The 15,083-nt window shown below is 55.3% G+C and carries 11 protein-coding genes; 2 read left to right on the forward strand and 9 right to left on the reverse strand.

What is annotated here, in order from left to right; translation table 11 throughout:
• Nucleotides 1-20: 20 nt before the first annotated feature.
• Nucleotides 21-755: a transcriptional repressor LexA gene (lexA, locus tag Q3981_RS00945; RefSeq protein WP_303122961.1), complete on the reverse strand. Its 735-nt coding sequence runs from the start codon at nt 753-755 to the stop codon at nt 21-23.
• Nucleotides 756-1,544: 789 nt separating this feature from the next.
• On the opposite strand from lexA, the gene nrdR reads away from it, so the two are divergent.
• The gene (gene nrdR, locus Q3981_RS00950; RefSeq protein WP_012731725.1) at nt 1,545-1,997 is read left to right on the forward strand and encodes a transcriptional regulator NrdR; all 453 of its coding nucleotides are present in this window, start codon (nt 1,545-1,547) and stop codon (nt 1,995-1,997) included.
• Between the two features lie 30 nt (nt 1,998-2,027).
• Here the strand turns inward: nrdR and hrpA are convergent, their stop codons facing one another.
• From hrpA to Q3981_RS00990, 8 genes are all read right to left on the reverse strand, one after another.
• Entirely contained in the window at nt 2,028-6,257 is a 4,230-nt protein-coding gene (gene hrpA / locus Q3981_RS00955; protein ID WP_303122963.1) for an ATP-dependent RNA helicase HrpA, read from the reverse strand.
• 77 nt (nt 6,258-6,334) lie between these two features.
• Nucleotides 6,335-8,086, reverse strand: a complete 1,752-nt coding sequence (locus tag Q3981_RS00960) for an ABC transporter permease subunit (RefSeq protein ID WP_303122966.1) — start codon at nt 8,084-8,086, stop codon at nt 6,335-6,337.
• Nucleotides 8,087-8,147: 61 nt separating this feature from the next.
• Nucleotides 8,148-9,692 carry an ABC transporter substrate-binding protein gene (locus Q3981_RS00965; protein WP_303122968.1) on the reverse strand — a complete coding sequence of 515 codons (1,545 nt, stop codon included), beginning with the start codon at nt 9,690-9,692 and terminating at the stop codon, nt 8,148-8,150.
• The gene (locus Q3981_RS00970; protein WP_303122970.1) at nt 9,689-11,053 is read right to left on the reverse strand and encodes an MFS transporter; all 1,365 of its coding nucleotides are present in this window, start codon (nt 11,051-11,053) and stop codon (nt 9,689-9,691) included. The genes Q3981_RS00965 and Q3981_RS00970 overlap by 4 nt, the downstream gene beginning before the upstream one ends.
• 1 nt (nt 11,054) lies before the next feature.
• Nucleotides 11,055-11,792, reverse strand: coding sequence for an ATP-binding cassette domain-containing protein (locus tag Q3981_RS00975; protein ID WP_303122972.1), 738 nt, complete (start codon nt 11,790-11,792; stop codon nt 11,055-11,057).
• The gene (locus tag Q3981_RS00980; protein WP_303122974.1) at nt 11,783-12,607 is read right to left on the reverse strand and encodes an ATP-binding cassette domain-containing protein; all 825 of its coding nucleotides are present in this window, start codon (nt 12,605-12,607) and stop codon (nt 11,783-11,785) included. The genes Q3981_RS00975 and Q3981_RS00980 overlap by 10 nt, the downstream gene beginning before the upstream one ends.
• A 189-nt stretch (nt 12,608-12,796) precedes the next feature.
• Nucleotides 12,797-13,321, reverse strand: coding sequence for a carboxymuconolactone decarboxylase family protein (locus tag Q3981_RS00985; protein ID WP_012731718.1), 525 nt, complete (start codon nt 13,319-13,321; stop codon nt 12,797-12,799).
• A 75-nt stretch (nt 13,322-13,396) separates the two neighbouring features.
• On the reverse strand, nt 13,397-13,993 hold the full coding sequence (locus Q3981_RS00990) for a peroxiredoxin (protein WP_012731717.1): 597 nt from the start codon (nt 13,991-13,993) through the stop codon (nt 13,397-13,399).
• A 119-nt stretch (nt 13,994-14,112) separates the two neighbouring features.
• On the opposite strand from Q3981_RS00990, the gene Q3981_RS00995 reads away from it, so the two are divergent.
• Nucleotides 14,113-15,069, forward strand: a complete 957-nt coding sequence (locus tag Q3981_RS00995; RefSeq protein WP_303122978.1) for a hydrogen peroxide-inducible genes activator — start codon at nt 14,113-14,115, stop codon at nt 15,067-15,069.
• Nucleotides 15,070-15,083 lie beyond the last annotated feature (14 nt).

Raw genomic sequence — 15,083 nt, forward strand, 5'->3', positions numbered from 1 at the left:
GTGGACCTATTTGGCGCGCGTCACAGTGATCGAAGAACTGTGACGACCTTGCCGAGAATAGTTGCCTCATCACCGGGGATCGGATCAAACGCATCGTTGTGGGGCAGTAGCCACACTCCAGTTCGGTCCCGGTGAAATTCCTTGACCGTCGCATTTCCATCAATCATGGCGACGACGAAATCACCAATCTCCGCCACATTTTGTGAGCGCACGACGACATAATCACCGTCTAGGATTCCGGCGTCCCTCATGGATTCACCGACAACTGACAGGATGTATAGGTCTCCTTCGCCGGTAAGTTCTCGGGGGAGAGGAAACTCGTCGGTAACTTCTTGTTCTGCCAGGATCGGTGTACCTGCAGCAATCCGACCGATCGTCGGAATAAAGACGGGGGTGGGGTGGTTGGACTCAATATCGCTGTCCGCGCTTTCATCCGATGCGGACGGCGTGGATTCTTCATCCGCGTGGTGCAGCGATGAGGACCCAGCGGGTTTTGTCGGATCCGCGATCTTCAGCCCCACTGCTCGAGGTTTATTCGGGTCCCGCCGGAGAAATCCTTTACGCTCGAGCTCTTTGAGTTGGTATGCCACCGATGACGTCGAGGTCAGACCAGCGGCCTGGCCGATTTCTCGAATGCTCGGCGGGTAGCCACGCAGCACAATTGCATCATGAATGACGTCGATGATGCGATGTTGCCGGTCCGTCAATGAATCCATGTCAGGCTTCGTTGACTTCCGGGATTTCTTTGCAGGCATGGGGCTGGTCTCTCCCAGTTCTAGATCTAGAGGTCGTTATGGCTGAAGTTTTGGCCGTACTGTGCGCCTGGTACGCGACGTTGAGATCAGTTTACATCACCCCACGGCACGTGGACGTGCGTTCGATGACTTAGCACCTTGTCCGGAAAAGATTGGCGTGAACACTGGCGGATATAGAACACTTATGAACCTTTATCAGGCGACATGTGTTCGAATGGAAAATGCTTCTATACGGGGCAAATCGGATTTAGTGTTCGAATAATGAGCTGCTCTATGCCTTTATGTCCGGCCCGCATGATGTCATGGCCATGTCCCTCAATGAGGGATGAGATGTTCGATTATTTTTTCTCGACATTGTCGAAAGGATGTCCCATGCCTACACAAACCCCGACATTGACCCGCCGTTATTCAGCTCACCCCGTTCAACGCCACGTATCACATAAGAATGGGCATGTAGAGCCTGCCACCAACCGTAGAGTAGTGCAGCAGAACCGACCTCATCCCAGAGTTCATCGGGGAGGTCCTGCCGTGAGGGCGTACCCGTCGAGAAGATATGCCCAACCGTGTAGCCGGTCAATTTTTCCTGAGCGACGTAGAATCGCAGCGTACAGTGTCGTAATCGGTTTGCTCATGGGTGCGAGCCTGTATTACGCCTGGGAAGAACCGCGGGATGCGGACATGAATCAGGAAGCACCATACAGTCAATCAGTGATCGTCACGCCCTCTGGCGAGGGTTAATATACTGGCGGTGTTTTCCGACGTTATCCGTGTAGATAGGAGATCATCGTCGTGTTTTGCCCGTTTTGTCACCACCCACAGTCTCGGGTGATTGATTCGCGGACCGTGGAAAATGGTTTTGTTACCCGTCGGCGGCGGCAGTGCACTAAGTGCCACGGTCGTTTCACTACTGTTGAGAAATCTGTGTTGTTGGTTGAAAAACGAAACGGCGTGACAGAGGACTTTAGTAAAGACAAGTTAATCCGTGGGGTACGACGTGCCTGTCAAGGGCGAAATGTCTCGGACGACGCGTTAAAACTCCTTGCCCAAGAAGTGGAAATCGACTTGCGTGCGCAAGGAGGTTCACGGGTTAACTCAAATGATGTAGGTCTTGCAGTACTAGAGCCTCTACGAAAACTCGACGAAGTCGCCTACATGCGTTTCGCCTCCGTGTACAAGTCATTTAGCAGCATGGAGGACTTCGAACGAGAGATCACAGAATTCAAGGCACGGCGTTCACAGTAGGGAATAGCTAACCATCGGATCGGCCCAGACTTAACGGAGCTTGTTGATGGCTTTAGTAATTCTTTGGGGGGACACTTTTTGCGCGGTGCCTAACCGCTCTGCGAACACTTGAACGCGTAGCTCTTGCAAAGAGAAAATGATGGCTCGCGCTGCGGAGGAGTTTGCTCGCTGTTGAGGCAGCCCTTTGAGCTTTGAGCGGAACGCGCGTTCAAGGTTGTTAATCTCTTCCTGGCCGTCGGCGTCTCGGTCGGGGTCACGCTCCATGTTTTCGAGACGAATCTCAACCGCTTTCATATACCGCTGGAGGTGCTTGAGATGACCGGTGCCAAATCGTGTCACCGCATTAGGGGGAAGGAGAGTAGTTAGCTGACGTTTAATATCGTCGATAGCTGGCCCATCCCACTTCTTGATCTCTTCGGCCATGGACTCGTAAGCCACGAGCCCTGGTGCCATGGCAACAACCATGCGCCGCGTTGCTGCAGGAATAGCGTGCGACATTTCTTTTTTCAGTGCCTCAAAGGCTTCGGGAGATCGCTTGATGACACCGTGATCCACCAACGCATCCTTGATCGCCGCAACTCGGCAGTCGTTAACCAGTCCGCTCAGGCCCCCATGGGGATAGTGCTCCACCGCCACTCGCTGCTGTAAAGGTAGCCCCTTCACTGCTTGATTCTCATTGATCTTGATGGACTGCACTAACAAGGTGAGTACTGCAGTGAACATCATGGAATTGGCAGTGGCCTGAGATGCGGAGGTCACCACCTCAATTCCCTTCGACGTGACCTTAAGCGCTGGATACGCTGTTGTCGGTTGCCCGTCGATCGTGGTTTGGACGCTCTCGGGGAGAGCGCCGATGCCTTCGTCAGTCCATTCCGCATACACCTTCCCGAGGTCAGGAACAGTCGTCGCGTCCTCCCCGGAACGGCGGCCGGTGCCATTTCGGGAATCAGCCTGCGTCCGCGGCAAGTCTTGGGCTGAACCGTCGTCGTCGGAGTGATCTCGAGAAAGAGCCGAACCGACTTTACTTCGCTTGAACGCGGCAGACATTGCCTGCGTTGCCGCCGAACTTTGCCGCTTCTTTAGCGCATCCAGATCTCGATCTTGATCGATGACCTTCCCGTGTCTATCGATAGCTTGGAAATTCATCCTCAAGTGAAGAGGAAGCTTAGCGACGTCGAAGTCGGAGGACGTCATGCCGGAGCCTCCGACTGCTCTGAGAGCGTCGGCGAGTGAATCCGTGAGCGGCTGCTCGTACGGATGCATCATCTCGATGGCCCGACGTGCAAAGTCGGGAGCAGGAACAACGGTGGTTCTCAACGCCTTCGGCAGAGTGCGGATAAGTGCCGTCACTAGTTCGGTTCGTAAACCAGGAACATTCCAGTCGAACCGATCATCCCACGATAAGGACCCAATGATGGGGAGCGGAATCCGCACACTGACCCCATCGTCGTCCTCTCCTGGCTCGAACTTGTACGTCAGCTCGAGATCGGTGGAATGAGCTCGCCACCGGTCCGGAAAATCGTCCTCGCTAATGGTGCGCGCTTCGGGGTGGAGAAGCTTATCCGGATCGAAATCAAGGAGATGCGGATCCTTTTTCGATTCCTTCTTCCACCACGCATCGAAGTGGCGTCCCGTCGTTACCGAGGCCGGGATCCGCGAATCATAGAAATCGTACAGCGTGTCGTCGTCGATAAGTAGGTCACGGCGACGCGTTTTTTCCTCAAGCTCTCCGGCAGTCGCTAGCTTGTCGCGATTGTGGTGGAAGAATTTGTGTCGTGTAACCCAATCACCTTCGACGACGGCGCTGCGGATGAAGATCTCTCTGGCTTCGCGCGGGTTGATGCGGTGGTACGAGATCGGCCGATCAGTGACAACCGGTAAACCCCAGAGGGTTGACCGCTGGTATGCCATTGCTGCAGATCGTTTGCGTGACCAGTGGGGTTCTGAATACTGATGGCGCAGTAAATCCGATGCCTGCTCTTCAACCCAGCGCGGTTGGATCGCGGCAGCATCACGCGCGAACATTCGTGATGTCTCGACGATTTCCGCAGCCATCAGCCACTGAGGCTGCTTCTTATGCAGCGATGACCCTGGGAAGATGAAGAACCGCGTCCCCCGAGTGCCCTGATACTCCTTTCTCACATCGCTGCGCAGTCCAATTTGCGAGAGAAGCCCGGAGAGAATAGATCGGTGGAGCCCATCGTGATCGACGGTGAGCATCGGCATATCGGGATGGGCATTATTGTTCTGCGATTTCGCCTTGTTGTTCGGCCGCGAGCGCTTCTTCGTGGAAGGCGCCGTTAATTCGTCGTTGTCGTTGGGTATGACAGGAGTAAGACGATTTTGGTCCCATGACCACGACAGGTCTTCGGCGACTCGACGCAGTTGTCGAACAAAGTCCATCCATTCGCGGACCCGCATGTAGTGAAGATATTCTGCGCGACATCGCTTCCGGAACGCATTACTCGACAATTCTTTTTTGATGCTCGTGAGATATGCCCATAGGCGGAGGTACGACATAAAGTCGCTATCCGTGTCCTTGAACCGCGCGTGAGCCTGATCCGCTTGGGGCTCGTGGTCAGTCGGGCGCTCGCGGACATCTTGAATAGATAATGCGGCGATCACGACAGAAGTGGCTTCCACGACATCGCGGTGATGAGCTTCGACCAGCATTCGAGCTAGCCGGGGGTCGACGGGGATACGGGAGATTTCGCGACCAATGGAGGACAGCACCGGGGAGCCATCGCGCTCGCCCTCGCCTAAAGCGCCGAGTTCGTGAAGCACCATCATGCCATCGCGAATAGCTCGCGGTTCTGGAGGATCGATGAATGGGAACTCATTGATATCGCCCAGTTTCAACGAGGCCATCGTGATGATCACGCTGGCCAGATTGGTGCGCAAAACCTCGGGGTCGGTGAATTCTGGCCTCGAGTCGAAGTCTTCTTCGGAATACAGCCGTATAGCAATGCCTTTCGCTATACGACCGGAACGGCCCGACCGCTGATTCGCGCTCGCCTGACTGATTGGTTCAATAGGTAACCGTTGGACCTTCGTCCGAGTCGAATAGCGGGAAATGCGCGCCGTTCCGGTGTCGACGACATAATGAATACCGGGAACGGTTAACGACGTCTCAGCGATGTTGGTTGCAAGTACGATCCGACGGCCGCGGTGCGGGCTAAAGACGCGGTGCTGTTCCGCGTTGGATAGGCGCCCGAAAAGTGGTGTGACCTCGACATTAGGCCACTTCTTTGCGTCGATGGCGTCATGAGCTTCGCGGATATCGCGTTCACTGGGGAAGAAACAGAGGATATCCCCAGGCCCGGCTGCCATGAGCTCCTCACATGCTTCACACACAGCATCCTGCGGATCTTTTTCGATCCGCTCGACGGAGCCGTCCTTGCGTTCGCGTTCGATATATGGGGGCCGGTATCGGATTTCAACAGGGTAGGTTCGTCCCGAGACCTCGATAATGGGCGCCGGATTTCCCTGCTCATCCGCGAAGTGACGCGCAAATTTTTCAGGGTCGATCGTCGCGGAGGTGATGATGACCTTCAGGTCTGGGCGTCGTGGCAGTAGGCGTTTGATATAGCCCAAAATGAAATCGATGTTGAGGCTTCGTTCGTGAGCCTCGTCGATAATGATCGTGTCATAAGCCCGCAGAAGCCGGTCACGTTGCATTTCTGCCAGGAGGATACCGTCGGTCATGAGCTTGATGGCCGTTGAGGGGCCGACGCGGTCATCAAAACGAATGGCGTACCCAACGCTTTGGCCGATATCTTGGCCAACCTCACTGGCGATTCGTTCGGCCACCGTCCGCGCAGCCAACCGCCTCGGCTGGGTATGCCCGATCATGCCTTTCCGACCACGCCCTAAGGCTAAACAAATCTTGGGTATCTGCGTTGTTTTCCCCGACCCGGTTTCACCAGCGACGATAGTGACCTGGTGTGTTCGGATAGTGTCGGCAATATCGTCGACCCGCTGGGATACGGGCAGGTCAGGGGGGTACGTGATAGTCGGAAGCGTTGCGATTTTTGCGGCGAACTGGGTCCGTGCCGCCGCTAAGTCACGAGCAATGGCGTGCCGTGCTCGGTCAGATCGGGCTTTTTTCAGACGACGACGAAACCGGTGCTCATCAGCAGCGCTAACCTCGCTGAGTTGTGCATAGAGTTCTTTGCGCGAAGGGGCATTGGAGGTCGTGTCGGGTGTCGACGTGGTTGTCGTCCGGGCATCGGCGGCGTGGCGGTTGGATTTGTTCGTCATGACTTCCCACAGTCTACCTGGCCGACGACGCTTGCTTCGGCTGCTGGCTGCTCGGCCGGCAACGACGCATCCAACACTTAAGACCGACGTCGGCTAACGATATGGTCGGCAAGGAGAGTCGTCGACAGACCGACCAAGATGAGGGCACATGTGGGAGAAAGGGCAAACCATAGGGCCCGGTCGGCATAGGGGGCGGCTTCGCTGAGCATCGTGCCCCATTGTGGAGAATCGTGCCCGGCGCCGATACCAAGAAACGCTAGTCCGGCCAGAGCCAGGATATTGTGCCCCAGACGAGTCGCACCGTGGCGGAGCGCGGCCGGCACGACGAAGGGGATGGTGTGGACGACAAGTAATCTCCATCGTCCGGCCCCACTATCTCGCGCCCATTCGTAGTGCCCCTGATGTCGTACGTCCAAGGCTAATGCGCTGCAATGTGCTGCGATCGGAATCCAGCCGACAGCCATGACGGCGACAGCTGCAGTCCATACGGAGGTTCCAAACACGGAGGCAATAACTAGCCCGATAAACACAGCGGGGAGAGCGTTTAACGTGTCACCGAGGACACGTGCCCAGTCCCCACTCAGGCCGATGATGACACCAATCACTACGCAGACTGCCGTCGTAATGAGAGCGATTCCGACAGTAGGTATTGCTCCGTCAGCCATTCTGGCGAGTACATCTCGTCCCACCTGATCAGTGCCCAGCGGATGCGTCAATGAGGGAGACTCCAAGCGAGCGGTGGGCGTGATGGCCGAGGATCGAAAGCTACCGACGACGAGCGCGAGTATTAACGGGATGATCGCCATGAGTGGCGGCACCCACCCGACATCGATATGTGCTTGCCCATGGGAGAGCCCGGCTTCGTGCGACTGAGCAATTGGACGCATCATGAAGTAATGGATGCACCGCGAAAGAAATCCGCACGCTACACCGATGAAGAGAACTAAGGTCAGCAGTGCTTGCATGACGGGCACGTCTTGGTGAGTTGCCGCTTGGACAGCGATCCGTCCGATTCCAGGAATGGAAAAAATGTTCTCCACGAGGGCTGTTGACGCTAAGGTGCCGGCGAAAAAGAGGAAGATTTGTGGCGTTAATGTCGCAAATCCCCGTCGGATGAGGCTTCTGCGAACTCGGTAACCGGGTATCCCGTTAACCAACCAGGTTTTGACCCAGGGTTCGGTCGCTGCTGTGTCCACGGCGATGAGCAGAATACGGGAGAGCATTCCTGAAATGGGGATAGTGAGGGATATGACCGGAAGAATTGCGTAGCGGAGGCCGTCCCACCCGGTCGCGGGCAAGTATCCCAGCTGGATGGCAATGAAGCTGATCAGCAGGCTAGCGAGGACAAATTCAGGGACGGAGGATAAAACCGCGCTTGATAGTAGACCTGCGTGGGATCTGCGTCCCTGTGAATAGGCGTAAATCCGTGGCCAGATCAGAGCGCACGCGATCATAGTGCCCAGTAGAGTGGCCGTCCCTGCTAAGAAGACGGATGGGCCAAACCCTGCCAAGACAGTGTTCCATGCAGAGTTGGATGGATTTACCCACGAAACACCGAAATCGAGATGGACGAAACCGACAAAGAACCGCTGAATACCGTCGATAGGGTTCGACGGCAAATCCAGTTCATTCCGAATATTTTCTATGACTTCCGGATCTGGAGTCCGTTCTGACTCACGTGCTCGAAAGACCGACACCGCAATGTCACGCCCGGAAAGCCACGGAAGGACGGCAGCAAACAAAAGTCCTCCGAGCACGATGAGGACAGTTGTTCCTGCAAGGCCCAGGATAGAGCGGTACGAGCGCGTAGTACGGTGTCGTGAAGGCATGATGAGAGGTAACTAGGGGATTCGTAGGGACAAGAGGGAGTGGCGCGGATACGTCGATGAACTAGTCACGCTGACTCTTTGCAGTGAGTAATTGTCGCTCAAACGAATCCACGCTGACGTCTTTCATGCCCTTCATCGCAATGTAGCCCCGCGGGTAGGCGACGGGGACAACCGCATTGTCAGCCACGATGCGCGCTCCCGCTTCAGCCGCGAGCGTGCGTCGCTCATTGAGGTCAGAGGTAGCATCGGCCCGCGAGATTTGTTCATCAATCTCCGGATCGCACAGCTGCGACAAGTTGTATGTGCCGTCGCACGTGTAGTCGGACTGCAGGTAGGAAACAGGATCAGCTGCGCCGATCAGGTAATTACGACTCCCAATAACAGCATCAAACTGGCCATCAAGAAGGCTACTTTCGAGTGAATCGTAATCCTTCGTCGTCACATCTACGACGAATCCTGCGTGGCGTAGCTGGTCAGCAACAATCGATGCTACTTCTGGCAGTTCGCCACGTTCAGTCCAGGTGGCAAGCTTGATCTTCTGCTGTGATGGTTGCGTAGCAGGAACAGCGCTCTTGGACGCGTTATCCGGGGTACGTGCCCATTCTTCAGCCGGATTGAACAGGTGGTCGGTTGCAGCATCTGCTTTTCCTTCAAACACGGAGTCCGTGATGGCTTTGCTGTTGATGGCCTCCCGCGCTGCTGCTCGTAAACCGGGATCGGTGAATACACCCTTCTTCGTATTGAGGTGGAGAAGGACTGCGCGGGGAAGTGGCGTTGACTTGATCTCGCCCGCCGATTTTTCAATCTCCGAAACCTGGGAGGTAGGAATAGCCGTCGCGAGCTGCACCTCTCCTGAACGGAAAGCGGCAGTACGGGCACTCGCATCGGTCATGAACTTGACGGTGACTGAATTGAGCTTCGGCTTGCCGCCCCAGTAATCGTCATTCGCCTTCAGATCCGCTTGGGTCGAGCTCGCTTTTTTGTCGAGCGAAAATGGTCCGGTTCCGTGTTTCACCAAGTCTGGTGCAGCTTCAGAGGAACTCTCTTTTGCTTCTGCGTCCTTACCGTCGTTCTTTTCCCCATCTTTCTTGGCGTCGCCGGTGAAAGCATCAGGTGACAGAATCATTGTTCCCGGGTCGGCGAATCGCTGAATCAGGATGGGGTCGTCCTTTTCCGACGTAACTTTCAACGTGTGGTCGTCGGTGGCTTCAAACGTCAGGTTGGCTTTCCCAAGGGCTTTTGGCCGGTTGGTGGCGTTCCACGCGTGGGTGAGACTGGTGGCCGCAGCCTGGGCGGTCAGTGGCTTTCCGTCATGGAACTTAGCGCTACGGAGGTGGAAGGTCACCGAACGTGGGGATTCATCTGACCACGACTCAGCCAGTGAAGGCTTAATATCGCCATTGTCTCCCAACGTGACGAGCATTTCCCCGACGCCCATCCGGCTGGCTAGAACGGCGTCGTCGGAATAGGGCGACATACTTGCCACCGGGGCGAAGGCCAATCCGATTGTTGCCCCGTCGTTACCGGTTGAGTCCGAATTATTGAAGCATCCGGCGAGCACAGTCGCGGCCACAGGAATGGCAAGTAATAGCGACAGTCGTTTCATGATGAGAACTCCTCTATTTGATCAGTTAATTGTGATGAGTTGTCAGGCGCGTCGGCATGACGTGGCTGTTGTGAAAGCCTCGCCGTGCGTCGGCCCCACATGTAAATAGTGATGGCAGCACCCACCATCCCGGCAGCAAGAACGATCCACGGAATCATTGCTGATTGCGTGGGGTGGTAGGCATTGTTTAAAAGCTTTCCGAGAAGTGGCGAAGTGATGAGAACGGCCGCCCCACCAACCGAATTGAGGACCCCGTAGTACGTCCCCAATTTGATGTTCTTCGCGTGTACTCCAACGAGGTCGCGCGCGATCGGGCTGACAATCATGTTTCCCACATTGAGAACGACGACGAAGGCGATGGCGGGAGCTAAGCTCCGGGACCACGGTGCGCACACTGCGACGATGGTGAACGAGCTAGCCATGATGAGAAAACCAACGGCCACCGCCCGCGTGGGGCTATACCGAGCAGCTACCCGGGCCAGCGGGACTTGAAGAATGATGACCCATACCCCAGCAATGAGGAACATGATTCCCATCGATTGATCCGACCCCGTTCCTCGCGTCAATTCCACAGGCAGGGACAGATACATCTGGTTATAGGCGACGAGACTCATGGAATATGCCGCTGCGAGAACGAGAAAACGGCGGTCTCGGAGGACATGGCTCCAGTCTTGTGTGATCGGTCCGCGCCGGGCAGGGTGGACCGAAGTGGGGAGCATGATCAAGTGAGTGATACCCAAAAAGACGAAGATGGTGGCTGCCGCGTAGCAGCAAATGTCGAACCCGAGAGGAAGGAGCAGTGCTCCAATAAGCGGGCCTAGTCCAGAGCCGACGGTTGAATAGGCGGAATCTAAGGCAAAGATGTGGGCTCTCGTGCTCGTTCCTTGGGCTTCGAGGCGCGCTCCCGAGTCGGCCAATGACGTTTCGACGGCGGGAGAGAACAATGCGGCAGCAAAACCAATAATGACGACGCCGCCTATGAATCCGACGAGTGACCATGTGTTGGCCAGATTGTCGCTCTTTCCATTGACCGTGGCGTAATGGCTGGTCACGCCGGTTGTGATGAAGCCAAGTACGCGCAGAGAAATCCCCGTCAACAGGATAGGGCGCGCCCCATATTTATCTGTGAGCCCTCCGCCGAGAAAGAACAGCCCCTGTTGTGAAAATGTCCGCAAACCGAGGACTAAGCCGATCATTGTTCCGGCTTGGGCAAAACCATCTGCCAGGACGACCGCTAAGAAGGGCACAACAATATAGAAACCGATGTTGAACAGTAATTGGCTGATCAACAGCAGGTAGATATACGCGGGGAGCGGTTGTCTAGAGTTCCGACGACTTCCGAATAGCGATAAAGCTTTCACGTCATACACCTCCTCGAAAAACTCGATCGGCGTGAATCAATTCCGTCGTCTGCGGAACATCTGAGCTACCAATCTCTGCTGCGGCTTGATCATCAACAATGCAACCATCGTCAAGGACGATGATGCGGTCACATGTCGAGACCATAAACCTCACGTCATGGCCCGTTACCGCCACTGCGCACGATGATTTTTGCTGGTAGGCGCTTAGAACGCTCATGGTTGTTGTGGCGCTCTCCGCGTCGAGGGCAGAGACGATTTCGTCGGCAAGGACGACAGAGGGGCGGGTTGCGAGAGCACGAGCTAAAGCAACACGTTGACGCTGACCTCCGGATAACTGGTGAGGCCGCCGATGTAAAACATCCGTCGGGAGCCCTAATGAGCCGACAAGTTCCTCATAGTCGGGCGCTTCCACTCCTGCGATCAGCGTCGCTTCCCGGATGATGGACTGAACCGTGATGAGAGGATGCAAGGTGGCGTCTGGCTGTTGTGGAACAAATGCGCACCATCCACGGTGGTCAGAAGCTGTGCGAGCGCCGTCGTCTAACGGAAGGCTGCCCATTATCGCTCGCAAGAGGCTGGTCTTTCCGGAGCCCGACTTGCCGACGAACCCCACTTTTTCGCCGGCGTAGAGATCGCACGAACAATCATGGAAACGCCCTTCGCACGTGGCGTCGTGTAAAGAAACAAGAGGAGATCCTGGGAGCTCCGACGGCTGGTTAGGAGGAGAAACTATCGGCATGGGGCTCCTCTCCCTGCACTGTCCGTATGGTCGACGACGACACCGTCATCAATGTGTAGATGTCGTGTTGCTAGAGGAGCGAAACCAGAGACGTCATGCGTCGCCATTACGATTGTTGGGTGATAGGCGTCATAAAACTCGCACAGGATATCCTTTATTGCTAATGAAGTGACGGGGTCCAGCGCACTGGTCACTTCATCTGCGATAAGGACGTCGGGTTGGTGGATTAATGCGAGGATAAGACAGGCCCTCTGTCGTTGGCCTCCGGATAATTCCAGGGGGTAACGGGAGCTATCCAGCCCCACGCGATCGAGTAGAGCATTCGCATGGCCGATCGCTTCTCGTCGGGATTCTCCCGGTAGAGCGTATGAAACTTGTGTCCTCACAGGGGTAAGAGGATCAAGTGACGTCGACGAATTTTGAGCACAAAAGCCAAGAGTTCCTGAGATCGAACAGTAACCAGTGGTTTGTATTCCCGCGTGGTGGGGGTTGTGATGTCGAGATGAATGTACTGATGGCCGTGTACCGGCGTCGATAATTGAGTTGAGGAAAAGGCTTTTGCCTGCTCCAGATTGCCCCGAGACGACGACCCATTCCCCGGGGTTAATATGCAGCTCAGTGATGTGCAATAGCAGGTGGGAAGGCCGAGGATCGGCTGGGGTAGTAGTCGGTTCGGCGCTCAGTGGGACTAGCGAGAAATCCTTGAAGTCAATCGAGCCAGGAGAGTGGGGCGAATTAGGAGAGGTCGACTCCTCTGAGGAGCCTAAATCTCCAGGACTGCGACGTGTCGTGCTGAGATGCGCGGGCCAGACCACAGGCTAACGTTCTCCTCAGTACAGGGGGCAAAGATTCGGACGTAGAAGATCTTAAATCAACCGCAAATAATTGTCGATAAAGTATTGCAAGGAGAACAAATAAGGGGTATGTAAGAAAAATCCCTGGCGTACTGGACGCCAGGGAAGAAAAACTCAGAGAGTCACACTGAACTCAAAGGGGTAAAAACTCTACCGAGCAGCCTCGATCTGAATTGCCTGTGCCACACCCTGAATGGTTGCGGCAATCTTAACGGCCTCGAAAACCTGTTCCTTGGTTAGGCCTTCACTCGTCACCGTCTTCTCGTGAGCCTTGGTGCAATCGTGGCAACCGTTGATGGTCGACACGGCGAGAGCCATGAGCTCGAAATCAACCTTGTCGATCCCGGACTTGTTGATGATGTTCATCCGCAGACCCATGCGGACCTGGGCATAGTCGGAGCCGAGGAACGACTTCGCGCGGTACGCGACGTTGTTCATGGCCATAATCGACGCTGCGCCGTAGGCGGCGTTGACATACTCATCGGAAAGATGCTGCGATGCTTCCTCAGCGATCTCCGAGATGATGGTGTCATTCCGCGTTGCTGCAGCAGTCGCGAGGAACGTGCCCCAGAGCTGCTGCTCCGACAGCTCGGTCGAGCGCGAGAGGGTGCCCAAGTTCAGTTTGAGGTCTTTCGCGTACTCCGGGAGACCCTCTTTAAGGTTGTCAAGTGCCATTATGAACCGTCCTTAGTGATGGCGAGATAGTTTCGGTGACGACTGAGACAGTCGAATGGAGCTGGAAGTGAGTCTTTACTTCAGCTCTTCGTTGAGAACATCCATCTTGTCGATGTTCTTGGTGGGGTCATTCTTCTGCCAGTTGCAGGCGCAGACTTCCTCGGACTGAAGTGCATCGAGAACACGCAGAACCTCGTCGACGTTACGTCCAACAGCGTCCGGGGTGACAGACACGAACTGGATGACGTTGTCAGGGTCAACGATGAAGGTAGCGCGGTCTGCAACGCCGTCGGCATTCTCAACACCAAGGGCCTTAATGAGGTCGTGCTTGATATCGGAAATCATCGGGAACGGAATCGTCTTCAGATCCGGGTGGGTTGCACGCCAGTTGAAGTGGGAGAACTCGTTGTCGACGGAGCCACCGAGGATTTGGGTATCGCGATCCTCGAACTCGTCATTCAGCTTGCCGAATGCTGCGATTTCGGTGGGGCATACGAAGGTGAAGTCCTTCGGGTAGAAGAAGATGACACGCCACTTGCCCTCATAGGACTGGTTGTTGATCTCCTCGAAGTAGTCCTCAGGCTGGTTAGCGTTGACCTCGCGCAGGTCTCCGCCCTTCAGCGCGGTCAATTCGAAATCAGGGAACTGGTCACCGATGGTCAGCAATGCCATTGCTTCCTCCTACTTGAAAGTGTCATCGATTGGTTAATTATCTGACGCTATAAAGCATGGCATGATTTATCGGGTGTGTCAAGAGGTAAAACTTAAATATCTAGTGTACAGTTATAACCATGAATAATAGAGAGTATCGCCCGACAATCGCTCAACTTCGTGCCTTCGTGACCATCGCGGAGCACCGTCACTTTAGTACTTCAGCAGCGCGTTTGGGAATTTCGCAGCCGTCCCTCTCGCAGGCTCTCGTTGCTCTCGAGAGTGGCCTGAACCTACAGCTTATTGAACGCTCAACACGGAAAGTCATTGTCACCTCGGCTGGGCAAGCTCTCCTTCCTTACGCACGCGCAGCTTTAGATACTACCGACGATTTCGTCGCCCATGCTCGAGGCGTCAGCGATTCCCCCTCGGGTCCGATCACGATCGGAATTATCCCCACCGTCGCGCCGTATATCCTTCCGCACCTTCTTCAACTCATCAACCTCGAGATGCCGGAAGTTCAGCCGAATATCGTCGAAGAACAAACCCACCATTTAGTTGAAAGCCTGAAGCAGGGAACGATCGATGTCGCCGTGTTTGCCCTCCCGTCCGGTGAGGGTGGGTTAATCGAGCAGCACCTCTATGACGAAGACTTTTTCCTCGTCGTACCAGAGGGGCATGAATTAGCTGGCAAGACAAATGTTGACCCGAAGGTACTCGAGGACCTCAACCTTCTTCTTCTCGACGACGGCCACTGCTTACGTGATCAAGTTCTGGATCTCTGCCGCCGTACTGGTAAAGGCTCAAAAGCAAACCAGGCTGTCACACGAGTCGCTAGTTTGACGACGGTTGTGCAGTGTGTGGCTGGTGGATTGGGTTCCACATTGGTGCCTGCTTCCGCTCTGCCCGTGGAAGGACGCCAGGAGAATATCGCGATCGCGAAGTTCAAGAAAGGCTCTGTGCCCTGTCATCGTGAAATCGGACTGGCTTATCGTTCCAGTACGTCTCCAAGTAGGGGAGAGCAGTTCCAGCACATTGGCCGACAGATTACGCGGGCTTTCGAAGAAGTGTCGCGGAACGCGAATGCTCTGTCCTGATTGAGGCGTCGTAA

Source organism: Corynebacterium sp. (genome assembly GCF_030530965.1).
GTDB lineage: Bacteria > Actinomycetota > Actinomycetes > Mycobacteriales > Mycobacteriaceae > Corynebacterium.

Excerpts from the sequence above, each read along its gene's own strand:
- lexA (WP_303122961.1), bottom strand. The coding sequence starts at position 755 with ATGCCTGCAAAGAAATCCCGGAAGTCAACGAAGCCTGACATGGATTCA.
- hrpA (WP_303122963.1), bottom strand. The coding sequence starts at position 6,257 with ATGACGAACAAATCCAACCGCCACGCCGCCGATGCCCGGACGACAACC.
- Q3981_RS00960 (WP_303122966.1), bottom strand. The coding sequence starts at position 8,086 with ATGCCTTCACGACACCGTACTACGCGCTCGTACCGCTCTATCCTGGGC.
- Q3981_RS00965 (WP_303122968.1), bottom strand. The coding sequence starts at position 9,692 with ATGAAACGACTGTCGCTATTACTTGCCATTCCTGTGGCCGCGACTGTG.
- Q3981_RS00975 (WP_303122972.1), bottom strand. The coding sequence starts at position 11,792 with ATGCCGATAGTTTCTCCTCCTAACCAGCCGTCGGAGCTCCCAGGATCT.
- Q3981_RS00985 (WP_012731718.1), bottom strand. The coding sequence starts at position 13,321 with ATGGCACTTGACAACCTTAAAGAGGGTCTCCCGGAGTACGCGAAAGAC.
- Q3981_RS00990 (WP_012731717.1), bottom strand. The coding sequence starts at position 13,993 with ATGGCATTGCTGACCATCGGTGACCAGTTCCCTGATTTCGAATTGACC.
- Q3981_RS00995 (WP_303122978.1), top strand. The coding sequence starts at position 14,113 with ATGAATAATAGAGAGTATCGCCCGACAATCGCTCAACTTCGTGCCTTC.